The 23,893-nt window shown below is 60.4% G+C and carries 25 protein-coding genes; 2 read left to right on the forward strand and 23 right to left on the reverse strand.

Annotated elements, in window-relative coordinates:
* Positions 1–10: 10 nt before the first annotated feature.
* From mltG to ACX3YF_RS30335, 9 genes are all read right to left on the reverse strand, one after another.
* A complete protein-coding gene (gene mltG, locus ACX3YF_RS30295; RefSeq protein ID WP_458974786.1) occupies positions 11–1,216 on the reverse strand; it encodes an endolytic transglycosylase MltG in 1,206 nt (401 codons plus the stop codon).
* A 3-nt stretch (positions 1,217–1,219) separates the two neighbouring features.
* Positions 1,220–2,035 (reverse strand): aminodeoxychorismate lyase, encoded by an 816-nt coding sequence (gene pabC / locus ACX3YF_RS30300; RefSeq protein WP_458945897.1) that lies wholly within the window; start codon positions 2,033–2,035, stop codon positions 1,220–1,222.
* Entirely contained in the window at positions 2,035–3,279 is a 1,245-nt protein-coding gene (gene fabF / locus ACX3YF_RS30305; RefSeq protein WP_047526983.1) for a beta-ketoacyl-ACP synthase II, read from the reverse strand. The genes pabC and fabF overlap by 1 nt, the downstream gene beginning before the upstream one ends.
* Positions 3,280–3,388: 109 nt before the next feature.
* On the reverse strand, positions 3,389–3,625 hold the full coding sequence (gene acpP / locus ACX3YF_RS30310) for an acyl carrier protein (RefSeq protein ID WP_003175607.1): 237 nt from the start codon (positions 3,623–3,625) through the stop codon (positions 3,389–3,391).
* Positions 3,626–3,816: 191 nt separating this feature from the next.
* Positions 3,817–4,560 carry a 3-oxoacyl-ACP reductase FabG gene (gene fabG / locus ACX3YF_RS30315; RefSeq protein ID WP_047526979.1) on the reverse strand — a complete coding sequence of 248 codons (744 nt, stop codon included), beginning with the start codon at positions 4,558–4,560 and terminating at the stop codon, positions 3,817–3,819.
* A gap of 16 nt (positions 4,561–4,576) precedes the next feature.
* On the reverse strand, positions 4,577–5,515 hold the full coding sequence (gene fabD, locus ACX3YF_RS30320) for an ACP S-malonyltransferase (protein WP_130206768.1): 939 nt from the start codon (positions 5,513–5,515) through the stop codon (positions 4,577–4,579).
* 125 nt (positions 5,516–5,640) lie between these two features.
* Positions 5,641–6,651: a phosphate acyltransferase PlsX gene (gene plsX / locus ACX3YF_RS30325; protein ID WP_130206767.1), complete on the reverse strand. Its 1,011-nt coding sequence runs from the start codon at positions 6,649–6,651 to the stop codon at positions 5,641–5,643.
* Between the two features lie 4 nt (positions 6,652–6,655).
* Positions 6,656–6,838 carry a 50S ribosomal protein L32 gene (gene rpmF / locus ACX3YF_RS30330; protein ID WP_003179396.1) on the reverse strand — a complete coding sequence of 61 codons (183 nt, stop codon included), beginning with the start codon at positions 6,836–6,838 and terminating at the stop codon, positions 6,656–6,658.
* A gap of 13 nt (positions 6,839–6,851) precedes the next feature.
* Positions 6,852–7,379, reverse strand: coding sequence for a YceD family protein (locus tag ACX3YF_RS30335; RefSeq protein WP_007942001.1), 528 nt, complete (start codon positions 7,377–7,379; stop codon positions 6,852–6,854).
* Positions 7,380–7,484: 105 nt separating this feature from the next.
* On the opposite strand from ACX3YF_RS30335, the gene ACX3YF_RS30340 reads away from it, so the two are divergent.
* Positions 7,485–8,063: a Maf family protein gene (locus ACX3YF_RS30340; protein WP_458974787.1), complete on the forward strand. Its 579-nt coding sequence runs from the start codon at positions 7,485–7,487 to the stop codon at positions 8,061–8,063.
* Positions 8,064–8,112: 49 nt separating this feature from the next.
* On the opposite strand, the gene ACX3YF_RS30345 is transcribed toward ACX3YF_RS30340, so the two are convergent.
* From ACX3YF_RS30345 to rluC, 3 genes are read right to left on the reverse strand one after another with little or no spacing between them, the layout of a single operon-like run.
* Positions 8,113–9,102 carry a S49 family peptidase gene (locus ACX3YF_RS30345; protein WP_458974788.1) on the reverse strand — a complete coding sequence of 330 codons (990 nt, stop codon included), beginning with the start codon at positions 9,100–9,102 and terminating at the stop codon, positions 8,113–8,115.
* Between the two features lie 24 nt (positions 9,103–9,126).
* Positions 9,127–9,789 (reverse strand): HAD-IA family hydrolase, encoded by a 663-nt coding sequence (locus tag ACX3YF_RS30350; RefSeq protein ID WP_130206762.1) that lies wholly within the window; start codon positions 9,787–9,789, stop codon positions 9,127–9,129.
* Positions 9,776–10,738 carry a 23S rRNA pseudouridine(955/2504/2580) synthase RluC gene (gene rluC / locus ACX3YF_RS30355; protein WP_130206760.1) on the reverse strand — a complete coding sequence of 321 codons (963 nt, stop codon included), beginning with the start codon at positions 10,736–10,738 and terminating at the stop codon, positions 9,776–9,778. The genes ACX3YF_RS30350 and rluC overlap by 14 nt, the downstream gene beginning before the upstream one ends.
* A 700-nt stretch (positions 10,739–11,438) precedes the next feature.
* Here rluC and rne point away from each other — a divergent pair.
* Positions 11,439–14,633, forward strand: a complete 3,195-nt coding sequence (gene rne / locus ACX3YF_RS30360; RefSeq protein ID WP_458974789.1) for a ribonuclease E — start codon at positions 11,439–11,441, stop codon at positions 14,631–14,633.
* Between the two features lie 109 nt (positions 14,634–14,742).
* Here the strand turns inward: rne and ACX3YF_RS30365 are convergent, their stop codons facing one another.
* From ACX3YF_RS30365 to ACX3YF_RS30415, 11 genes are all read right to left on the reverse strand, one after another.
* Entirely contained in the window at positions 14,743–15,333 is a 591-nt protein-coding gene (locus ACX3YF_RS30365; protein ID WP_130206756.1) for a nucleotidyltransferase family protein, read from the reverse strand.
* Positions 15,330–16,313, reverse strand: coding sequence for an XdhC family protein (locus tag ACX3YF_RS30370; RefSeq protein ID WP_198132805.1), 984 nt, complete (start codon positions 16,311–16,313; stop codon positions 15,330–15,332). Before ACX3YF_RS30370 ends, ACX3YF_RS30365 begins: the two co-directional genes overlap by 4 nt.
* On the reverse strand, positions 16,313–18,634 hold the full coding sequence (locus tag ACX3YF_RS30375; protein ID WP_458974790.1) for a xanthine dehydrogenase family protein molybdopterin-binding subunit: 2,322 nt from the start codon (positions 18,632–18,634) through the stop codon (positions 16,313–16,315). The genes ACX3YF_RS30370 and ACX3YF_RS30375 overlap by 1 nt, the downstream gene beginning before the upstream one ends.
* On the reverse strand, positions 18,631–19,101 hold the full coding sequence (locus ACX3YF_RS30380; protein ID WP_090467760.1) for a (2Fe-2S)-binding protein: 471 nt from the start codon (positions 19,099–19,101) through the stop codon (positions 18,631–18,633). The genes ACX3YF_RS30375 and ACX3YF_RS30380 overlap by 4 nt, the downstream gene beginning before the upstream one ends.
* 244 nt (positions 19,102–19,345) lie before the next feature.
* Positions 19,346–20,365, reverse strand: a complete 1,020-nt coding sequence (gene murB / locus ACX3YF_RS30385) for a UDP-N-acetylmuramate dehydrogenase (protein WP_130206750.1) — start codon at positions 20,363–20,365, stop codon at positions 19,346–19,348.
* Positions 20,362–20,826 carry a low molecular weight protein-tyrosine-phosphatase gene (locus ACX3YF_RS30390; protein WP_130206748.1) on the reverse strand — a complete coding sequence of 155 codons (465 nt, stop codon included), beginning with the start codon at positions 20,824–20,826 and terminating at the stop codon, positions 20,362–20,364. Before ACX3YF_RS30390 ends, murB begins: the two co-directional genes overlap by 4 nt.
* On the reverse strand, positions 20,826–21,590 hold the full coding sequence (gene kdsB, locus ACX3YF_RS30395; RefSeq protein ID WP_448646061.1) for a 3-deoxy-manno-octulosonate cytidylyltransferase: 765 nt from the start codon (positions 21,588–21,590) through the stop codon (positions 20,826–20,828). The genes ACX3YF_RS30390 and kdsB overlap by 1 nt, the downstream gene beginning before the upstream one ends.
* Complete coding sequence (locus tag ACX3YF_RS30400) at positions 21,587–21,772, reverse strand: Trm112 family protein (RefSeq protein WP_007945752.1); 186 nt, start codon at positions 21,770–21,772, stop codon at positions 21,587–21,589. Before ACX3YF_RS30400 ends, kdsB begins: the two co-directional genes overlap by 4 nt.
* Before the next feature lie 23 nt (positions 21,773–21,795).
* On the reverse strand, positions 21,796–22,806 hold the full coding sequence (gene lpxK / locus ACX3YF_RS30405; protein ID WP_448646060.1) for a tetraacyldisaccharide 4'-kinase: 1,011 nt from the start codon (positions 22,804–22,806) through the stop codon (positions 21,796–21,798).
* Positions 22,806–23,234 carry an ExbD/TolR family protein gene (locus ACX3YF_RS30410; RefSeq protein ID WP_448646059.1) on the reverse strand — a complete coding sequence of 143 codons (429 nt, stop codon included), beginning with the start codon at positions 23,232–23,234 and terminating at the stop codon, positions 22,806–22,808. The genes lpxK and ACX3YF_RS30410 overlap by 1 nt, the downstream gene beginning before the upstream one ends.
* Positions 23,231–23,866, reverse strand: a complete 636-nt coding sequence (locus tag ACX3YF_RS30415; protein WP_047526945.1) for a MotA/TolQ/ExbB proton channel family protein — start codon at positions 23,864–23,866, stop codon at positions 23,231–23,233. Before ACX3YF_RS30415 ends, ACX3YF_RS30410 begins: the two co-directional genes overlap by 4 nt.
* Positions 23,867–23,893: the final 27 nt, after the last annotated feature.

A 23,893-nucleotide genomic window follows, 5' to 3' on the forward strand; every position in this document is an offset into this window, starting at 1 on the left:
TTAGTCAGAGTCATTGCGGGCTTTGCGGGGCGGCAGCATCCGGCTCGGGAGCAGTCGCTGGCGCAGGTGCAGGATCTTGCGCCGGCACTTGCGGCAGGGCTTCCGGGGCCGGATCGGGTGAAGCAACCGGGATCGGTGCCTGGGCTTCCGCGGCCGGGGCATCCTGCGTGTCGGGCGCGGTGGCAGGCGCCGGACTGGAGCGGTAATCGGCACGACGCTTGAGCTGGAACTCGCGCACGGCGTTGTTGTGGGCATCCAGGTCATCGGAGAACACGTGGCTGCCATCGCCACGAGCGACAAAATACAGGCTGTTGCCAGCCACCGGATTCAGCGCCGCATGAATTGCTTCACGGCCGACCATGGCGATCGGGGTCGGCGGCAGGCCGGCAATCACATAAGTGTTGTAAGGCGTCGGTTCCTTGAGATGGGCACGGGTCAATTTGCCGCTGTACCGCTCACCGAGGCCATAGATCACCGTCGGGTCGGTCTGCAGCAACATGCCCATCGCCATCCGCCGGACAAACACACCCGCAATCTGCCCACGCTCCTGTGGCACGCCGGTTTCCTTTTCCACCAGCGAGGCCATGATCAACGCCTGATAGGGCTCGGTGTAGGGCGCATCAGGGGCGCGCCGCTCCCATTCCTTGGCGAGCACTTCATTGAGACGGTCATAGGCTGTTTTCAGCAGTTCTGCGTCGGACATTCCACGGACGAAGCGATAGGTGTCAGGGAAAAATCGTCCCTCAGGGAAAATTCCGCCATGGCCGAGCTTGTCCATGACCTGGGTGTCGCTCAGGCCGTCCAGGGTGTGATCGAGTTTTTCTTCCTTGGCCAAGGCAGCGCGAACCTGATGGAAGTTCCAGCCTTCGACCAGGGTTACGCTGTACTGCATCATTTCTCCGCGCTTCCACAGATCGATCAGACCTTCTACGGTCATGCCGGGAAGCATGCGGTATTCGCCGCTGTGCAGGGGTTGTTTCGGTAGATTGAAACGCCAGTACAGGCGCAGCCAGAAAGCGTCCTTGATGACGCCATCGGCTTCAAGTCGGTAGAAGGTGCGGGTCGGCGTGGTGCCCTTGGGCACCTCCAGCAGTTCTTCCTGAGCGATATTCAGCGGCTGCACCAGCGCCGAATGAACCTTCCAGGCAGAAGCGCCCAACATCAGCCCTGCCAGAACCAGTCCGGTTTCCAGCAGCAGCAAGAGTTTACGTCTCACGTATCAAGCATCCAGTAGCGCACGGGCAATGGTTTGGAGTTTACGGGTGAGCGGCCCAACCGGCCAGCTCAGTGCGGCATAGGCATGCACGGGCCAAATACCATACACGCTGTTGCAGACAAAGACTTCGTCAGCCCATTGCAGCTGTTCGAGGGTGATATCGGTGATTTGCGTGGGAATGCCCAATGACTCGGCTTGAAACAATATCTCGGCACGCATCACACCCTCCACGCCGCAACGTTTCAGATCGGCCGTGATCAACTCGCCATTGCGCACGAGGAACAGGTTACTGAACACACCTTCGATCACACGCCCCGCCTGATCGAGCATCAGGCCTTCGGCATGTTCGGTGTCTCGCCATTCGGCGCGGGCGATCACCTGTTCGAGGCGGTTCAAGTGCTTGAGACCGGCGAGCAATGGCTGAATGGAAAGTCGTGTCGTGCAGGGGAACAGACGAACGCCCTGCTCGGCATGGGCGGCTGGATAAACGGCTGGAGGATTACCAGAGAGGATACGTCGGGCTTTGGCTGAAGGATCGAAAGCGTAGCCACGCAAGCCATCGCCGCGAGTCACGATCAGCTTGAGCACACCTTCGTCCAGCTCCCTGGCGTAGGCCAGCAGCTCCGTGGCCATCGCATCATGATCAAGGTTGATCGCCAACCGCTGGCACCCCTTGGCCAAACGCTGCAGATGGCGGTCCAGCAACACCGGAAGGCCACGCCGCACGGCAATGGTCTCAAAGAGACCATCACCGTAAGCCAGGCCGCGATCCTTCAGCGACACTGCGTCAGCCGGTTGACCGTCGACCCGGCTTTCCATCAGCCTGCAAACCGGCGGAACACCAGCGAGCCGTTGGTACCGCCAAACCCGAAGGAGTTGGACAGGACGACATCGATATCCATGTTGCGCGCGGTGTGCGGCACAAAATCGAGATCGCAGCCTTCGTCCGGTTCATCGAGGTTGATGGTCGGTGGCGCCACCTGACTGTTGATCGCCAGCACGCTGAAGATCGCCTCGACCGCGCCCGCCGCACCCAACAGGTGACCGGTCATGGATTTGGTCGAACTGACGGCCAGCTTGTAGGCGTGATCGCCGAACACCGAACGGATCGCATTGGCTTCCGCCAGGTCGCCGGCAGGCGTCGAGGTGCCATGGGCGTTGATGTACTGCACTTGATCGCCATTGATCCTGGCATCGCGCAAGGCATTGGTGATGCAGCGCGCAGCACCGGCGCCATCAGCCGGAGGCGAGGTCATGTGATAGGCATCGCCACTGGTGCCGAAACCGATCAGTTCGGCATAGATGGTCGCGCCGCGCGCCTTGGCGTGTTCCAGTTCTTCAAGAACCAGCGCACCGGCACCATCGGAAAGCACGAAGCCATCACGGCCCTTGTCCCATGGGCGGCTGGCGCGGGCCGGCTCGTCATTGCGGGTCGACAAGGCGCGAGAGGCACCAAAGCCGCCCATGCCCAGGCCACAGGCCGCCATTTCGGAGCCGCCGGCAATCATCACGTCAGCTTCGTCGTACATGATGTTGCGTGCAGCCATGCCAATGCAGTGCGTACCCGTGGTGCAAGCGGTGGCGATGGCGTAGTTAGGTCCCTGTGCACCCAAGTGGATCGACAGGAAACCGGAAATCATATTGATGATCGAGCCTGGCACGAAAAACGGCGAAATCCGTCGTGGGCCGGAATCATGCAGGGTACGGCTGGTTTCTTCGATATTGGTCAGTCCGCCAATGCCCGAGCCCATGGCGACGCCGATGCGCTCACGGTTGGCATCGGTGACTTCCAGGCCGGCATTGCGTACCGCCTGAAAACCTGCGGCCAGGCCGTACTGAATGAACAAGTCGAGTTTGCGGGCTTCCTTGACCGACAGGTATTCCTCGACATTGAAACCCTTTACCGAGCCGCCAAAACGGGTGGAATAGGCAGAAAGGTCGGTGTGTTCGATCAGACCAATGCCACTGCGGCCAGCCAGAATGCCCTGCCAGCTGCTTGGCACATCAGTGCCCAGTGGCGACAACATACCCATACCGGTGACTACGACGCGTCTACGCGACACAGCACTCTCCTTTTTTGAAATGACGACTTTGCATCAGGCCTAAAGAAAAAACCGCACGCCGTGATAGCAGTGCGGTTTTTCCATGACAGCAAGCAACGATTACAAACTATTACGCCTGGTGGCTAGTAACGTAGTCGATTGCAGCTTGTACAGTAGTGATCTTCTCAGCTTCTTCGTCAGGGATTTCGGTCTCGAATTCCTCTTCCAGAGCCATCACCAGCTCAACGGTGTCAAGGGAGTCAGCACCCAGGTCTTCAACGAAGGAAGCAGTGTTGACCACTTCTTCTTCTTTAACGCCCAGTTGCTCGGCAACGATTTTCTTGACGCGCTCTTCGATGGTGCTCATACCTTGTTTTCACTCCTAATGGACAAATTCAGGCAGCTGGCCAGTGGGTAAGTGTATAGAAAGACTTTTCAGCTTTTCAACTGAAAGCTTCACTCCTCAAACCCTGCAGCCCTCTGCCTATAAATAGATTGCAGCTTTATAACGGATTTTAGACAGCTCGTATGACATTTTTTTGAAGCAATCCGTCACATTTAACTCATGTACATCCCGCCGTTCACCGGGATTGTAGCCCCAGTAACGTATGCCGCACCGTCGGACGCAAGAAAAGCGACCACAGACGCGATCTCTTGTGCTTGCCCCAGACGACCCAGCGGAATCTGCGCCTGCAAGGCTTCACGCTGTGCCTCGGGCAGTTCACGGGTCATATCGGTGTCGATGAACCCTGGGGCCACCGAGTTTACCGTAATCGAACGCGAACCGACTTCACGCGCCAGTGCACGACTGAAACCTTCCAGACCGGCCTTGGCGGCAGCGTAGTTTACTTGGCCTGCGTTGCCCATGGCACCCACAACCGAGCCAATACTGATAATTCGTCCCCAACGGGCCTTGGTCATGCCGCGCAAAACGCCCTTGGACAGGCGGAACAGACTGTTCAGGTTGGTATCGACAACGTCATGCCACTCGTCGTCTTTCATGCGCATCATCAGGTTATCGCGGGTGATGCCGGCATTATTGACCAGAATCGCCGGCGCACCGAACTGCTCCTGGATGCTCGCCAGGACCGCCGCTACGGACTCGTCGCTGGTGACATTGAGTTCCAGGCCAGTGCCCTGAATGCCGTTTTCCTTCAGGGTGGCGGCAATGCGCTCGGCACCCGAAGCGGAGGTCGCGGTGCCCACAACGATGGCGCCCTGACGACCCAGTTCCAGGGCGATAGCCTGGCCGATACCGCGGCTTGCACCAGTGACCAGTGCAACTTTACCTTGCAGACTCATGCAAGCTTCTCCTGATTCAGGCCAGCGCTGCACGAGCGGCAGCGAAAGCGTCTGGGGTATTGAGGTTGGAAGTCGATACGCCTTCGGCGCAGCGTTTGTTCAGACCGGCCAGCACTTTGCCCGGGCCGCATTCGACCAATTGAGTTGCCCCCTTGGCCGCCAGTGCCTGGACCGATTCGACCCAGCGCACAGGCTTGTAGAGCTGTTCAAGCAGATCGCGCTTGAGGATTTGCAGATCGGCCGGCACATCGGCACTGACGTTCTGCACCACAGGAATCTGCGGCGCCTGCCAGTCGATCGCAGCGATCGACTCAGCGAAACGCTCGGCGGCCGGACGCATCAGCTCGCAATGGGACGGCACGCTGACCGGCAGTGGCATGGCGCGCTTGGCACCACGGGCCTTACAGCCTTCGATGGCGCGCTCGACCGCAGCCTTGGCACCGGCGATAACCACCTGGCCTGGAGAGTTGAAGTTGACCGCACTGACCACTTCGCCTTGCGCCGCTTCAGCACAGGCCGCCACTACGTCAGCATCGTCCAGCCCGAGGATGGCGGCCATGCCACCCTGCCCGGCGGGAACGGCTTCCTGCATCAGTTGGCCACGACGCTCGACCAGCTTCACCGCATCGCCCAGGCTCAGGCTGCCCGCCGCGACCAGCGCGCTGTATTCCCCCAGGCTGTGACCAGCCACGTAGGCCGGACGCGCACCACCTTCAGCCAGCCACAGACGCCACAGGGCGATCGAGGCGGTCAGAATGGCCGGTTGGGTTTTATCGGTTTGATTGAGTTGCTCTTCCGGCCCTTGCTGGGTCAGTGCCCACAGGTCGTAACCCAGAGCATCGGAAGCTTCTTTGAATGTTTCGAGGACAACCGGATGTTGCGCGCCCAACTCGGCCAGCATGCCGAGGGACTGCGAACCCTGTCCCGGAAAGACGAATGCGAGGGAAGCAGACATGTAACAAGCCCCTAATGATCTTGTCGTCGGAGAATTGACGTCCCTCTTGGGGGACGCAAGAAACTGACAGTTGGATGGCCAATTGAACTGAGCGGTCACATTTAAGCATTGTCCGACGAAAACGCCTAAAGCAACAAATCCGCAAGACGACCGTGAAGTCGCTCGGGCAGGTTTTCCTGAATCTCGATCAGCGCACGCTGAATGGCACTCTGAAAGCCCTGTACCCCGGCAGAACCGTGACTTTTCACCACAATCCCCTGCAACCCCAAAAAGCTTGCGCCATTATGCCGTGCCGGAGCCAGATCCGCTTGCAGACGCTTCATCAACGGCAGCGCCAATGCACCGACCATTCGCGACATCAGGGTTTTCTTGAACAACGCCTCGATGCGCCCGGCAATCATGGTGGCCAGGCCTTCGCTGGATTTGAGCAGGATATTGCCGACAAAGCCGTCACACACCACGACATCCGCCTCGCCACGGTATAAGCCGTCACCCTCTACAAAACCGATGTAATTGATGCCACGGGCATTCTGCAACAACGTTGCCGCCAGCTTGACCTGCTGGTTGCCCTTGATATCTTCAGTGCCGATATTCAGCAGCGCTACACGCGGACGAACAATACCGAGGGTTTCTGCCGCGACAGACCCCATCACCGCGAACTGCAACAAGTGCTCGGCACTGCAATCGACATTCGCACCCAGGTCGAGCAACTGACAGTACCCTTTCTGCGTCGGAATCGCCGCGATCATGGCGGGCCGATCAATGCCAGGCAAGGTCTTGAGCACAAACCGCGACAACGCCATCAGCGCACCGGTGTTGCCGGCACTGACACAGGCCTGGACCTTGCCGTCACGCAGCAACTCAAGCGCCACGCGCATCGAGGAATCAGGCTTGCCGCGCAGGGCCTGGGCCGGTTTTTCATCCATGGTGATGAATTCGGACGCAGGTGTAATCGACAGGCGAGCGCGATCCACAGCCGAATGGCCAGCGATCAATTCTTCAAGGAGGGAGGTTTGACCGACGAGGGTCAGGTGTAGCGAGGGTGTAGCAGACAGGCAAGCAAGGCTGGCCTGGACAATGCTGCGGGGACCGAAGTCCCCGCCCATTGCGTCAATCGCGATGACTTGAGCGGACAAGTGATTACTCGTCAGCGCCCTTGTCGATCACTTTACGGCCACGGTATACGCCTTCTGGCGATACGTGGTGACGCAGGTGAACTTCACCAGTGGTTTTTTCTACAGACAGAGTGCTAGCCTCGAGAGCGTCGTGCGAACGGCGCATGTCACGGGCAGAGCGGGATTTTTTGTTCTGCTGAACAGCCATAATTGATTAACTCCTAAACGTTTGGGTCACGCTTTAACTGCGCCAATACACTGAACGGGTTGGACCGCGTTACCTCGTCCTCGCTCGGTTCGGGCTCATCTGCTCCCGCCGGCTGCTGGCATTCTTCCGGATGATGAGCAGGCACAATGGGCAAGGCGAGCAGAAGCTCCTCCTCGATCAGTGACTGCAGATCCAATGGATCTTCGCCCAGTTCCAGCACGTCATAACCTTTCGGCAACGACTGGGTATTCGCACCCTCCTTCACCACAGCATAACTGCATTCGCTATGGATCGGCAGGGTGACCAGCTCAAGACAACGCTGGCAAACCATTTTGACTTCAGTGTCGATAAAGCTGTGGATGACCACAGATTTACGTTCATCTCGTTCAAAAACGAATTTAGCCTGCACCGTACCGACATTGTCGGAAAGCGGGTCGCAGAGTCTCTCCAAATCGGCCAGCAGCATTTCACCTTGAAGGGTGGTGCCACGGTCAGCCAATTTGCGCGGGTCAACGTGAGGTGGAATCGGGTCATTCAACATAGGCGCAGCATTATAGGGATGCCCCCGCCCATGTCAAAGGAAATTCAGCCCTGTCCGTCACTTGGAAGGCTCGCTAGAATTCCCGTCTGCCTTTTGGAGTTGCCCATGCTGCCTTTATTACTCGCTTCCAGCTCGGTCTATCGCCGGGAATTGCTGGCCCGCCTGCAACTGCCGTTTACCTGTAGCTCGCCAGATATCGACGAAAGCCATCGCCCGGGCGAGACCGCCGTTGATCTGGTCAAGCGCCTCGCCGAGGAAAAAGCCCGCGCATTGACCGACCACCACAGCGCTCACCTGATCATTGGCTCCGACCAGGTTGCCGTGCTGGGGGACAGCATCATCGGCAAGCCCCACACCTTCGAAAAGGCCCGCGAACAACTGCTGGCCGCCAGTGGTGCCAGCGTGACCTTCCTGACGGGCCTGGCACTGCTCAATAGCCAGACCGGTCGCTGCCAGGTCGACTGCATACCGTTCACCGTGCACATGCGCACACTCGACAGCGCGCGCATCGAGCGCTATCTGCGCGCCGAACAACCCTACGACTGCGCTGGCAGCTTCAAGGCCGAAGGCCTGGGCGTGAGCCTGTTCCAAAGCACCGAAGGCCCGGACGCCACCAGCCTGATCGGACTACCGCTGATCCGCCTTGTCGACATGCTGCTGACTGAAGGCGTGCAAATTCCCTGAGCCACAAAAAACCGGCCACACAGGCCGGTTATTTTGAGCATCCAAAAGATCAACGCAGCGATGGACCATTGAAACCCATCCACATCGCCAAATGCTCAGCCACGCTGGCGCCGAGCTTTTTCGAGAAGCGATCGAACGGCGACTCCTGAACCGTGAAATCCACCAGCTCTTTTTCGCCGATCACATCCCGGGCAACCGAACTGGCATTACCCAGGCCATCGATCAGCCCCAGCGGCAGCGCCTGCTCGCCAGACCAGACCAGGCCGGAGAACAGCTCCGGATGCTCTTTGTCCTTCAGGCGATCACCCCGCCCCTGCTTGACGCTGTTGATGAACTGATTGTGGGTGGTATCGAGCACACCCTGCCAAAACGCCGTCTCTTCCGGTTTTTGCGGCTGGAACGGATCAAGGAACGACTTGTGTTCGCCAGAAGTGTAGGTGCGACGCTCGACCCCCAGCTTCTCCATGGTACCGACAAAGCCGTAACCGGCCGCCGTGACGCCGATGGAACCCACCAGGCTCGCCTTGTCGGCGTAGATCTGATCGGCCGCACTGGCAATGTAATACGCGCCGGAAGCCCCCAGATCCGAAATCACCGCATAGAGCTTGATATCCGGATGCAGGCCACGCAGGCGGCGAATCTCGTCATAGACGTAACCTGACTGCACCGGACTGCCACCCGGACTGTTGATACGCAGGATTACGCCCTTGACCTTATCGTCCTCGAAGGCCGCTCGCAGGCTTCCAACGATATTGTCGGCGCTGGCCGGCTCCTTGTCGGCGATCATGCCCGTCACGTCGATCAACGCCGTGTAATGGGCGCTGCGGGTGGCGGCCTTTTCCATGTCCACCAGCGGCGTGAACAAGGCCAGCGCGCCGAACAGGTACACAAACGTCAGCAGCTTGAAGAAAATCCCCCAGCGACGAGACCGACGCTGTTCCTGCACGCCGGCCAGCAGCGTCTTTTCCAGCAGCTTCCAGCTTTTCTCGTCACCGCTCTCTGCGCTCGACTTGGCGGGCGCTTTCCATTCGTCGGTCATGCCATCTACCCCAGCAACAACGTATTAAGCCCGCTGACTCAGCCAGGCATGCAATTCTGAAAAGCGATCGACCGCCAGGCGCGGCCCGAACAGCTTCAGCGCTTCGATCGATTGAGCACCGTAGCCGACCGCCACCGAATCCATCCCGGCATTGCGCGCCATCTGCAGATCGAACGACGAGTCGCCGACCATCAGTGCCTGCGCGGGAGCCACATTGCAATGAGCCAGGATCTGCTCAAGCATCAGCGGATGCGGCTTGCTGGCGGTCTCGTCAGCCGCACGGGTGATGTCGAAATAATCTTCCCAGCCATGGGATTTCAACACCCGATCCAGCCCGCGACGGGCCTTGCCGGTCGCCACAGCCAGATGATAGCCCTCGGCACGAAACGCCTCGAGCGACTCAACGACCCCCTCGAACAACGGCGAAGGTACCGCCTCCGACGCGATGTAGTGATCCGCATAATGCTGACGAAAGGCTATCAGCTCGGCATCGCCGATTTCGGGGTACAAGGTTCGGATCGCTTCCGGCAGACCAAGCCCGATGATGCCCTTGACGGCGAAATCATCACGCAACGGAAAACCGGTTCGCTCCGATGCCACATGCATCGCTTCGACAATCCGACCAATGGAATCGGCGAGCGTGCCATCCCAATCGAAAATCAGCAGCTTGTAATCAGATGGGCGCACTCAATCGCTCCACGGTCTTGGCCCACATTTCATCGACCGGCGCCTGCAACTTGAGTTCACCGCCGTCGGGCAGCGGCACAGTCAGCATGTAGGCGTGCAGGAACAGGCGCTTGCCGCCCAGGTCGCGAATTTCCTTACTGAAATCGTCATCGCCGTACTTGGTGTCGCCGGCAATGCAGTGCCCGGCGTGCAACGTGTGGACGCGGATCTGGTGAGTGCGGCCGGTGATCGGCTTGGCTTCGATCAGGGTGGCAAAGTCGCCAAAGCGACGCAGGACCTTGAACACGGTCACAGACTCCTTGCCCTCCTCCTCGTCGACCTCGACCATGCGCTCGCCGGAGCGCAGATTGCTCTTGCCAAGCGCCGCACGGACTTGCTTGATCGAGCTCGCCCAGTTGCCGCGAACCAGCGCCATGTAGCGCTTATCGACACCATCACCGCGCAATGCGGCGTGCAGGTGACGCAACATGCTGCGCTTCTTGGCGATCATCAGCAGCCCGGAAGTGTCACGGTCAAGACGGTGGACCAGTTCCAGCTCCTTGCAGTCGGGGCGCAACTGACGAAAGGCTTCGATGACGCCGTAATTCAAGCCACTACCGCCGTGAACAGCGATGCCAGCAGGCTTGTTGATCACGATCAGCGCCTTGTCTTCATAGACAATCGAGGCTTCGAGTCGCTGCAGCAGGCCCTGGGCCAGCGGCACCGGCTCGTCGCGTTCAGGCACGCGAACCGGCGGCACGCGCACGATATCGCCCGCCTGCAGCTTGTATTCGGGCTTGATCCGCCCCTTGTTCACCCGCACTTCGCCCTTGCGCAAAATGCGGTAAATCAGGGTCTTGGGCACGCCTTTGAGCCGAGCGAGAAGGAAGTTATCAATACGTTGGCCGGCATATTCCGGCGAGACCTCAAGCAGTTGTACGCCTGGGGTCGAGGGGGCTGTAGTCGTCATGCCGCGGATGATAACAATTTTTTATGGAATTGAAGCACTTAATCATTGCTGCTATAGTCGCGAACGCCGCCAAAAGCGGCCTGGACAGCGGACCAACGGTCAAAAACCGACCCTGACCAACGCAATTCACCAGGACGCGAGGCCGTCCTACGGGGCTTTCGCTACGTAACGGTGGAGTTTGCAGTTGTAACAAGCGCAGGTGACATGAGGCCTGAATCAAACCGCAAAGCAGAGTTTTCACTCGTCTTGCGAGCCAATATTCATGGCCAGTTCACAAAGTGCAGTCAGCTGCGAATGACCCCGAGCGAACGCTTCGGAAACAACGCCTAAATTAGCCATGATGCGTGACCTCCCCTATCGGAGCTCACGGTAAATGCCAACCCGCTGCGGATTCTGCGCGCGGCAGCACCCGAATTATCAGGGATACGTGTAGGGTGGAGATGCACAACCGCTGGACTGTGTAGCAATAGGCTTTATCAAGACGCTTCATCTCGTCCACAGCCGCTGGTTGATTCCTCCTCCTGACTGAGTGCTTAAGTAGCCACAGCAAGCAGGACGCGTACGTCGCGACGCCGGCCCAATTGGTCGGGGTTCGCTAGACACTGGAGTGTCCAACCACTCCTGACGCACCTGACACCGACCGTGAGAAGTCGTGTGTGCCGAACGCCGTTTCCGGCAGCCCGGAAACCGACGGTACTACATGAAAAGAATGCTGATTAACGCAACTCAACCCGAAGAGTTGCGTGTTGCACTGGTAGATGGCCAGCGCCTCTACGACCTGGACATCGAATCCGGTGCACGCGAGCAGAAGAAGGCCAACATCTATAAAGGCCGGATTACTCGCATCGAACCAAGCCTTGAGGCTGCCTTTGTCGATTTCGGCTCCGAGCGCCACGGCTTCCTGCCACTCAAAGAAATCTCCCGCGAATACTTCAAGAAAGCCCCTGAAGGCCGCGTCAACATCAAGGACGTCCTGAGCGAAGGCCAGGAAGTCATCGTTCAGGTCGAAAAAGAAGAACGTGGCAACAAGGGCGCCGCCCTGACCACGTTTATCAGCTTGGCCGGCCGTTACCTGGTACTGATGCCGAACAACCCGCGTGCCGGCGGCATCTCCCGTCGCATCGAAGGCGAAGAGCGCAATGAACTGCGTGAAGCCCTGAACGGCCTGGTTGCCCCGGCCGACATGGGTCTGATCGTGCGCACTGCCGGCCTGGGCCGCAGCAGTGAAGAAATGCAGTGGGACCTCGACTACCTGCTGCAACTCTGGACCGCCATCAAAGAAGCCTCGCTGGATCGCTCCGCGCCATTCCTGATCTATCAGGAAAGCAACGTGATCATCCGCGCCATCCGCGATTACCTGCGCCAGGACATCGGCGAAGTGCTGATCGACAGCGTCGAAGCCCAGGACGAAGCCCTGACCTTCATCCGTCAGGTGATGCCGCAGTACGCCAGCAAGATCAAGCTGTACGAAGACAGCGTTCCGCTGTTCAACCGCTTCCAGATCGAAAGCCAGATCGAGACCGCGTTCCAGCGCGTGGTCGAACTGCCTTCCGGCGGCTCCATCGTTATCGATCCGACCGAAGCCCTGGTGTCCATCGACATCAACTCGGCGCGCGCCACCAAAGGCAGCGACATCGAAGAAACCGCCCTGCAGACCAACCTTGAAGCCGCCGAAGAAATCGCCCGTCAGTTGCGCCTGCGCGACATTGGCGGCCTGATCGTCATCGACTTCATCGACATGACCCCTGCCAAGAACCAGCGTGCCGTGGAAGAGAAAGTCCGCGAATGCCTGGAAGCCGACCGCGCTCGCGTGCAAGTCGGTCGCATCTCGCGCTTCGGCCTGCTGGAAATGTCCCGTCAGCGCCTGCGTCCTTCCCTGGGCGAGAGCAGCGGCATCGTCTGCCCGCGCTGCAACGGTACCGGCATCATCCGTGATGTTGAATCGCTGTCGCTGGCGATCCTGCGCCTGATCGAAGAAGAAGCACTGAAAGACCGCACCGCCGAAGTTCGCGCCCAGGTGCCTATCCCGGTCGCCGCGTTCCTGCTCAACGAAAAACGCAACTCGATCACCAAGATCGAACTGCGCACCCGTGCCCGCATCGTGATTCTGCCGAACGATCATCTCGAAACGCCGCACTTCGAAGTACAGCGTCTGCGTGATGACAGCCCTGAAGCCGCGATCAACCAGTCCAGCTACGAAATCGCTGCTGCCGCTGCCGAAGTGGAAGAAGTCCAGCCAGCTGCGGCCACCCGCACCCTGGTTCGCCAGGAAGCGGCGGTCAAGACTGCGCCAGCCCGTGCCAACGCTCCGGTTCCGACCGAAGTCGTTGCCGCTCCGGTTGCCGCTCCCGTCGCTGCTCCAGAGCCAAGCCTGTTCAAGGGCCTGGTGAAATCGCTGGTCAGCCTGTTCGCCTCCAAGGAAGAGCCTGCTGCCCCGGCCGTGGTCGAGAAACCGGCTGCCACCGAGCGTCCGGCTCGCAGCAATGAAGAACAACGTCGCAACGGTCGCCAGCAGAGCCGCAACCGTAACGGTCGCCGCGATGAAGAACGCAAGCCGCGCGAAGAACGTGCACCGCGTGAAGAGCGCGCACCACGTGAGCCACGCGAAGAGCGTCAACCACGCGAAGCCCGTGAAGAGACACCAGCCGTAGCACGTGAAGAACGCGCACCGCGTGCTCCACGAGAAGAACGTGCCCCTCGCGCACCGCGTGAAGACCGCAAGCCACGTGGCGAACGCGAAGAGCGCGTTCGTGAACTGCGTGAGCCTCTGGATGCTGCTCCGGCTGCTGCTCCGGCTGCGGCGGCGACCGCTGAAGAGCGCCCGGCCCGCCCGCCACGCGAAGAACGCGCTCCACGCCCACCGCGTGAAGAACGTCAACCCCGTGCCGAGCAAGCCGCTGCCGTCGCTGAAGAAGAGCTGACCACCAACGAAGAGCAACTGCAGGAAGAAGGTCAGGACGGCGCCGAAGGCGATCGCCCACGCCGCCGTTCCCGTGGCCAGCGTCGTCGCAGCAACCGTCGCGAGCGTCAACGCGATGCCAACGGCAATGTGATCGAAGGTTCGGAAGAATCCGAATCCGGCGAAAGCAATGAAGCACCAAGCACCGCTGACCTGGCCGCCGGCCTGGCTGTTACCGCAGCCGTTGCCAGCACCGTGATCAGCGCCCCGGCCGAAGCACAGGCCAACGAGCAAGCCGAACGCGCCACTGCCGCCACCCTGGAAACCGCTCCAGTCGAAGCGCCAGTCGTTGAAGCGACTAGTCCGGTCGAAGCTAGCGCATCGCCGGAAGTCGAAGTGGCACAAGCACCACAAGCGGAGCCTGTGGTTGAAGCGCCTGTCGTGGTTGCAGAACCGGTTGTCGAAACCGCCACTGAAACCGTGACCGAAGCCGTTCGTGAAGTTCGCGAAGAGCAAACCGCGTTCAACTGGGTTGCCGAGCCAGCCGTAACCGAAACTCCAGCGCCAGTCGTTGAAGCTCCGGCCGTTGAAGCTCCGGTCACCGATACAGTGACCTCCGAGCCGGTCGTCGCAGCAGCCGAGCCTGCTCCTGTCGTGGAAGCGCCGGTAGTTGTCGAAGAGCCTGCACCAGTGGTGGCTGCCGCTCCGGCCAGCGCCCTGACGCCTAGCGGCCGCGCACCGAACGACCCGCGTGAAGTGCGTCGTCGCAAGCGTGAAGAAGAGCGCCTGCAGAAGGAAGCCGAATTGGCTGCCGCTGCTGCTCAGGCTGAAGCAGTTGTTGCTGAAGTGGCCGAGGCAGCACCTGCCCCGACTGCAGAAGTTGCTGTCGAGCCAGCTCAATCCGCAATCCACGAAGCACCTCGCTCCGTTCAGGAAGCGGTTGAGCAACACGAACAAGCCCTGGAAAAAGAACACGAGCCTAAACCTCTCGCCTGATTCCATCGGCTAATGAAAAGCCCCGCCTGGTAACCCAGGCGGGGCTTTTTCATATCCAGAACAATCACACCGATTCCCTGTGGGCGCGAGTTCCCACAGGGATCAGCGATTACTTGAAGACCAACTTCTCCGGCACATCCACATCCCATAACACCCCGGGATCCCCCACAGCCACCTCAACCACACGCCCCTTGGCGAATAGCGGCTTGGCGCCACGATCTCCCGATAGCGCCATCAATCCCGCCGCGAAATCACGTCCGAACCCGACCGGATGCCCATACTCTCCGTTCTGCACCGGCACGCTGACGCTGTCGTGGCTGATGCCCGCCAGGACTTTTTCAATGCTGGACGGCAGGATGAACGGCATGTCACCCAACATCATCAACCAGCCATCGAGTTGCGCACAGGCAGAAACTCCCGCAGCAATGCTGTCGCCCATGCCGATGGACTCGATCAACACAATTTCGCAGCCATAAGCCTGGGCCATGCGAATCACTTGGGGTCGATCAGCGGTGGTCACCAGGACGCGCTTGCCCCCATTGGCCGGCAGATTCACCAGCACGTGTTCGATCACCGAACGAACCGCACCATCGCGGCCGGTGCAATCGGCCAGCAACTTGTCCTTGTCGCCACCGGCGAACTGACGAAACCGGCTGCCCTGCCCCGCTGCCAGCACAATGACGCCGATGGACTCGCTCATACGCGCTCCTGTAGCGGCTTCTTCTGTTTCAGCTCCACGCCATTTTTAATGGCCACGATTTCAGCCATCAGCGACAAGGCGATTTCCGCCGGGCTATGACTGCCGATATGCAAACCGATCGGGCCGTGCAGCCGATCAATGGCCTGTTGCGACAAGCCCAGTTGAGCCAGATTGTCCCGGCGCTTCTGGCTGTTAACCCGTGATCCCAGCGCGCCGACGTAAAACGCCCTGGAATCGAGAGCCGTCAGCAGGGCCATGTCATCCAGGCGCGGGTCGTGGGTCAGGGCAACGATGGCCGTGCGCTCGTCGGTCTGGATACTCAGCACCGCCTCATCGGGCATGCCGGAGACGAAACGGCCATGCTGCTCTTCCCAGCCATAGACGAACTCGGTACGCGGATCGCAAATCAGCACTTCGAAATCCAGCAGCCGCGCCATTTCGGCGACGTAGCGTGACAATTGCCCTGCGCCTATCAACAACAAGCGCCAGCGGGGGCCGTAGATGGCGCGCAAGGTCTGCTCGTCAAATGCCAGTACATCCGTTTTGCCGGCCGGCTGCACAACCACTTCACCGGTTGCGATATCAAGGCAACGTGCCACGATTTCATGGGCTTCGCAACGCGCCAGCAGTTCAGCGACCCACGCGGGATCGCCGACGCGCTCCTCGGTCAATCGCAACGTGCCGCCGCACGGTAAGCCAAAACGTGCCGCCTCTTCGCGGGTCACGCCGTAGGTGATCAATTGCACCGGCGGCCCGTCGGCCGGAATCCGACCATCGTGCAACCGGGCAATCAGGTCGTCCTCGACACAACCACCCGAAACCGAACCGATCACCACGCCATCTTCGCGCAAGGCCAGCATGGCACCAGGCGCCCGGGGCGCGGTGCCCCAGGTCTGGACCACGCTGTACAACACCACCCGCTGACCGGCACGGCGCCACTCCAGGACACTGCGCAGGACATTCAGATCAGCGCTGTCCATCAGGCTTCAGCCTTTTGCCAGCCCTGCAACTGATAGCGAACCGGCAGGCTGCGGATGCGCTTGCCGGTGGCAGCGAAGATCGCGTTACACAGCGCCGGCGCAATCGGCGGCACGCCGGGCTCGCCGACGCCGCCCAATGGGACATTGCCCGGCGGCGTGACCAGATGCACGGCGACTTCCTTCGGCGCCAGGGACATGCGCGCCACTTCGTACATATGGAAGTTGTCCTGCTGGACCTTGCCATCCTTGAAACTGATTTCACCCAGCACCGCGTTGCCCAGGCCCATGACGCAGGCACCTTCGAACTGCGCGCGAATCCGCTCGGGATTGATCTGCGGCCCGCAATCCACGGCAATGTCAGCCTTGTGCACAATCAACGTGCCATCGTCTTTGACCTCGACTTCGATCACCGCCGCCACGTATGTGACAAAGCTGTAATGCACCGCCAGGCCCAGGCCGCGCCCCTTCGGCAGCTCGCGCCCCCAACCGGCGGCTTTGGCCGCAGTTTCCAGCACCGTGCGCAAACGTCCGGTGTCGATCGGGTAACGTTCCGGCGATTCACCGTAGTTCCACTCTTCACTCAAGGTGCGCGGGTCGATCTTGCGGTCCGGGCCGAGCAATTTGATCTGGTACTTCAGCGGGTCCTGTCCGGCCTTGTGCGCCAGTTCATCGACGAAACTCTGGATCGCAAAGCCGTGGGGAATGTTCGACACCGAGCGATACCAGCCGACGCGGGTGTGCACCGTCGCCTCGGGGTTTTCCAGGCGCACGTTGGGAATCGCGTACGCCATGTTGGTAAAGCCCATGCCCAGCTCGAATGCCGCCTCGTGGTTCATGCCCGGCGCGAACAATGCGGTGATGCTCGGCGCGACCGTGCGATGCAACCAGCCGGATGGCAGGCCATCCTTGTTCAGGCTGGCCTTCAGGTACTCGGCGGACACGGTATGGAAATAGGAGCAGTGGATGTCGTCTTCGCGGGTCCATTGCACACGCACGGCCTTGCCAGGGAACTCCTTGGCAAGAATCGCCGCCTCGATAATGAAATCCGGCTTCGACTTGCGGCCGAAACCGCCACCCAACAAGGTGACATTGAAGGTGACATTGTCGAACGGCAGGCCGAGACGTTCGCTGATCCGCTCACGGGTGACCTGTGGCGCCTGACTCGGGCCCCAGGCTTCGCACACACCGTCCTTGTAGCGGGCGATGGCGACCATTGGCTCCATCGGCGACTGCGATAGATGCGGCAAGTAGTAGGAGGCTTCCAGCGTGCTGTTGGCGCCGCTCATGGCTTCATCGATGTTGCCCGTGTTGCGCACCACTTTGCCGGGCTTGAGCGAAGCGGCTTCCAGCTCCTTGCGGTAGGCGATCGAGTCGTAACTGGCATTGGCGCCGTCATCCCATTCGATTTTCAGCGCTTCACGTCCCTTGATCGCCGCCCAGGTATTACTGGCCACCACCGCCACCCCACCCAGCGGTTGGAACTCCGAGGGCAGTGGACGGCTTTCGATCTGCACGACCTTGAGTACACCGGGGACTTTCATCGCGGCGCTGGCATCGAAGGTTTTGACCTTGCCACCGTAAACCGCTGGACGGGCAATGGTGGCGAACAACATGCCGTCGACATGCACGTCGGCACCATACACCGCGCGACCGTTGACGATGTCGTCGCCGTCGATGGCCCTGGTGCCTTCCTTGCCGATGTAGCGGAACTCCGAAGGTTGCTTGAGTCGCAGACTGTCACGCGCCGGCACGGCCAAGGCGCTGGCAGCGGCGGCCAGGGCACCATAATCCAGCTCGCGACCGGAAGGTTTATGGATGACTTTATGCAGTTGCGCATGACATTCACTGACCGGCACTTTCCACTGCTCGGCAGCCGCCTGCTCCAGCATGGTCCGCGCGGCGGCACCGCAGCGGCGCATTGGCTCGTACCAGTGGCGCATGCTGCGCGAACCGTCGGTGTCCTGGTTGCCGAAACGCACTTCGTCGCCCGGTGCCTGCTTGACTTTGACCCGCGCCCAATCGGCTTCGAGTTCGTCGGCCACGACCATGGTCAGGCTGGTGCGCACCCCTTGACCCATTTCCGAACGGTTGCAGACGACTGTCACTGTGCCGTCAGCTGCGATGCTGAGGTAAACCTTGGGATCGTCGACCGAGCCGTGGGGCATGCCATCGGCGCCGAACTTCTTCTCCTTCTCCTCGGCGAACGCGTCTTGCCAGCCCCAACTGGCGGCCACCACCAAGGCGCCGGTAGCACCCACGCCTTTGAGGAAACCACGCCGACTGAGGTTGCTCAGGGCGAAATCATTCGGTAACTGGCTCATGCCTTGGCCTCCTTCAGGTGAGTGGATGCCTGGCGGATGGCGGTCTTGATGCGGTTGTAGGTGCCGCAGCGGCAAATGTTGCCGACCATCGCCTCTTCGATCTGTTCGTCGCTCGGGTTCGGATTGGTTTTGAGCAATGCGGTAGCCGACATGATTTGCCCGCCCTGGCAGTAACCGCACTGGGCTACGGCCGTATCGAGCCAGGCTTGCTGCACGACCTGGCCGACCGGGTCGGCATGCAGATTGTCGATCGTGGTGACGTTCTGCCCCACTACCGAGCCGATTGGCGTGATGCAGCTGCGCGCCGGAGCGCCTTCGATGTGAATGGTGCAGGCACCGCACAGGCCCATGCCGCAGCCGAATTTGGTGCCGTTGTAACCGGCCACGTCGCGGATCGCCCAGAGCAGCGGCATGTCCTCGGTGACGTCGAGTTGATGGTCTTGACCATTGAGTTTCAGGGTAATCATGGGCACGCCCGCATAGTATTGGGTTATGGGGTCGAGCAATCTGCCGCTTTAGCCAAGCGGTTCGGTAATCGCAGATCGACTCAGGCTATTGGGCTCTCTTGTGCGAACGAACACGTCTGCACCGGGCCTTTGGATGGAGCAAATGCTGGTATCGTTAGGTGGCTAAGTTAACCCAGCATTAACAAAAAAGCCCTGCACAATGGAAGTTGTGCAGGGCTTTGAGATCAGTCTGGAAAGCTTAGCCTCAATACTGATTGGGCTCCATTTCCAGATTGACATGAAAACGCTCTGAAATGTCTTTCTGGATACGCTGTGCCAGGTCGAGCAATTGCAGCCCGGTAGCACTGCCATAGTTGACCAGCACCAGTGCCTGCAATTTATGCACGCCGGCATCGTTCTCGCGAAACCCTTTCCACCCTGCCCGTTCGATCAGCCAGCCTGCGGCCAGCTTCATCTGACCGTCCGGTTGCGCGTAGGCCACCAGATCCGGGTATTCGCCCTTGAGCTGCGCTACCAGCGCGGCCGGTACCAGCGGATTCTTGAAGAAACTGCCAGCATTGCCGAGCACCGCCGGGTCCGGAAGCTTCTCGTTGCGGATACTGCAAATGGCCTGGCTGACGTCAGTGGCGGTCGGCTGATCGATGCCCTGCTCGGTCAGGCGCTGACGCACCGGGCCGTAATCCAGATGCAGATGCGCGGTGCGGTCGAGCGTGAAACGTACCCGAAGGATCAACCAGCGCCCCGGTTGCTGCTTGAAGACGCTGTCGCGGTAAGCGAAGTTGCATTCTTCCAGGCTGAAGTCGCGCAGTTCACCGCTGTGGCGATCGAGTGCCGTCAGGCCGGCAAACACGTCCTTGATCTCGACGCCATAAGCACCGATGTTCTGCATCGGTGCCGCGCCCACGGTGCCGGGAATCAGGCTCAGGTTTTCCAGACCGGACAACCCCTGCGCCAGTGTGTGCTGCACGAACGGATGCCAGGGCTCGCCAGCCTCGGCTTCAAGCACGACTGTGCGGCCATCGTCGCTCAGCACACGAACCCCGCGAGTGGCCATGCGCAGCACCAGCGACGACACGTCCGCCGTCAACAGCAAGTTGCTGCCACCACCGATGACCAGCAAGGGCACGTCATGGTCCCGGGCATAAGCCAGAGCGTCACGCACGTCGGCGTCGCTATGGGCCTCGGCAAACAGACGGGCCTGAACATCCACGCCAAAGCTGTTGTACGGTTTGAGCGAAACCTGTTGCCGCACCTGCAGACTCATAACCGTCCCTTCAATTCGATCACCAGCAGATCACTGGCACGCTCGATCAAATCCAGCACCCGCTCGAAGCCCTGGTCACTGTCGTGATAGGGATCCGGCACTTCATCGATGCCCGACTGATAGCGGCGCAGGAACAGATCCAGCTCTGCTTTACCCTTGACCGGTTGCATGGACTCGAGATCGCGCAGATTGCTTTTATCCATCGCCAGGATCAGGTCGTAGGTGGAGAAATCGGCACGGGTCACTTGTTGGGCGCGCTGGGCGGACAAATCATAACCTCGCAGCTTGGCAGCCGCCTGGCTGCGCTTGTCCGGCGCCTGGCCGACGTGCCATTCACCGGTGCCGGCGGAGGCGACTTCTATCTGGTCGGCCAGCCCCGCCTCACGCAATTTATGCCGCAGCACGCCTTCGGCCGTGGGTGAACGGCAGATGTTGCCCAGGCATACAAACAAAACACGCATCAGGCCTCCAGCAGGCGACGAACGCGCTCAAGGTCTTCAAGGGTATCGACGCCGGCCGGCGGTGCGATCAGCGCATCGGCAACGTGAATCCGTACGCCGTGCCACAGCGCACGCAGTTGTTCCAGGCTCTCGGTGTTTTCCAGCCAGCATGGGCCCCAGCTGACAAAGTCATGCAGGAAACCGGCACGGTACGCATAAATACCGATGTGGCGGCGGTAAGGCACGCCTTGCGGCAATTGCTCGCGGCTCTTGGCGAAAGCATCCCGTGCCCACGGTAACGTGGCGCGACTGAAAGTCAGGGCCAGGCCATTGAGATCACTGACAACCTTGACCACGTTGGGATTGAACAGGGTTTCAACATCGTCGATGGGCTCGGCCAGGGTGGCCATGCGCGCTTCGGTGTGGATAGCCAGATTGGCGGCGACCTGATCGATCACGCTCGGCGGGATCAACGGCTCATCGCCCTGGACGTTGACAACGATGGCATCGGGCGCAAGGCCCAGTTTCGCCGCGACTTCCGCCAGACGATCGGTACCGGAGTTGTGGTCTTCGCGAGTCAGCACCACCTCAGCGCCAAAACCCTGGCAAGCCTCGACAATACGGGCGTCATCCGTGGCAACCACCACACGCTGGGCGCTGCTTTTGCTTGCCTGCTCCCAAACGTGTTGAATCATCGGCTTGCCGGCGATCAGCAGCAGCGGCTTGCCCGGCAGGCGCGTAGAGGCGTATCGCGAAGGAATGACAACGGTAAAGGCTGTGGTCATTTGTCCAGACGCTCATCGGTCGTGAGGGTGCGAGCTTCGGTTTCGAGCATCACCGGGATACCGTCGCGGATCGGATAAGCCAGGCCGGCGCCCTTGCTGATCAGCTCGGTCTTGTCGGCGCTGAGCTTGAGTGGGCCTTTGCAGACCGGGCAAGCGAGGATGTCGAGCAATTTGGTGTCCATGAGCATTCCCTGGATAAAACGGTTTAAGGCAAAAGTCGGGCCGGTAACAGGCGCATCAACTGCGTATCGAACCAGGCCACGAAGGCCGGCGACGGCGCAGCATCGACCGCCAGGTACCACCAATCGGCAGCGGCGAAGGCACGGCACTTCACCGCGTCCTTTTCGGTCATCACCAATGGCAATGACGGAGTGAAATTCAAGGCCTGCACGCTATATTCGGCATGGTCGGCGAAGGCATGCGGCACGGGTTGCCAGTGTAGCGTTTCGAGGGTCTTGAAGAAACGCTGCGGATTGCCGATCCCGGCCACGGCGTGCAGCGCCTGGCCTTTTGGAAAGTGATCGAGGGGACGACGCTCACCGCTTTGCAGATTGACCAGCGCGGTGGGTTGCAACTGGAAAGCGAACCCTCCATCGCGGTCAGCCGTGGCGCCGTTATAGAGCACCGCATCGACGCTTTGCAGGCGTTCGACCGGTTCTCGTAGCGGCCCGGCCGGCAGGCAACGCTGGTTGCCCAGGCCACGGGCAGCGTCGATCAGCACCAGCTCCAGGTCCCGGGCCAGCCGGTAATGCTGCATGCCGTCATCGGACAAAATCAGGTCCAGCGGTTCGCTCGCCAGCAAGGATTTGACGGCATTGCTGCGATTGGGGTCGATCATCAACGGCACACCGGTGCGCTGGACGATCAACAATGGCTCGTCACCGGCAATGTCTGCGGTTTGATCCGCCTCGACCCGCCATGGCCATTGCGCCGGCCTGGCGCCGTAACCACGACTGACCACACCCACCCGCAAACCACTGCGCTGGCAATGCTGGATCATCCACAGAATCAGCGGTGTCTTGCCGGTGCCGCCCACGGTGATGTTGCCGACCACGATCAACGGCACGGGTGGCTGATAGATATCACCCTCGCCCGCCAGAAAGCGCTTGCGCTTGTTGTTGACCACGCGCCGATACAACCACTCCAGCGGCTGCAGAAGTTTCAGGGCCGGATGACCCCGATACCAGGCGGCAAGCAGGCGATCGGACATGGCCATCAGGGTGCGGGCGGCGCCGCCTCGATGGTGGTCATGCGCAAGTGACTGAAGCCAAGCTTGCCGGCGGCGTCCATGGCGGTGATCACCGCCTGATGCTGGGTCTTGCCGTCGGCGCTGATGGACAGCGGCCGGCTGGTATCGCCGCCGGATTCTTTCTGCAACGCGTCCATCAGGGTCGCCAGGTCACTTTTCGGCAATACCTGGTTATTCACCGAAAACACGCCTTCGGCACTGATGGCGACGTCCAGCTGCCTGGTCTGGTCTTCAGCCGGCGAGCCGCTGACCGCTTCCGGCAGGTCGACACGCAATTGGGTTTCACGGGTAAAGGTCGTGGTCACCACGAAAAACAGCAACAGGACAAACACCACGTCGATCAGCGACACGAGGTTGATGTCCACCGTTTCCCGTGGTTTGCGGCGGAATTTCACGCTTTGCTCCCGGCCAGATCCACATCACGGTCGCCTTGCACCACCTCGACCAGCTTGATGGCTTCCTGCTCCATGCCCACGACGAGTTCATCGATACGCCGTTGCAGGAAACGATGGAAGAACACCGATGGAATACCTACGATCAGCCCCGACGCCGTAGTGATCAATGCCTTGGAAATACCGCCGGCCAACACCCCCGGATTGGTCGCCATGCCCGTGCCCATGAACGAACTGAAGATATCGATCATGCCCAGCACCGTACCGAGCAGGCCCAGCAACGGCGCCATGGCGGCGATGGTGCCGAGGGCGTTGATGTAGCGCTCCAGCTCGTGGACGACCCGGGCGGCGGCTTCTTCAATGCACTCTTTCATGATCTCGCGGCCATGCTTGGAGTTCGCCAGACCCGCCGCCAGGATCTCGCCCAATGGCGAATTGGCGCGCAGTTCCTTGAGTTTTTCCTTATTGAGCTGCTTGTCCTTGATCCAGACCCAGACCTGCCCGAGCAAGTGCTCCGGGGTGACGCGACTGGCACGCAGGGTCCAAAGGCGCTCAGCGACAATCGCCATTGCCGCGATGGAACTCAGGATGATCGGTATCATCATCCAACCGCCGGATTTAACCAATTCCCACACAGTGACAGTCCCCTCGAAAAAGTGCGC

Source organism: Pseudomonas fluorescens group sp. PF-69 (assembly GCF_054481235.1).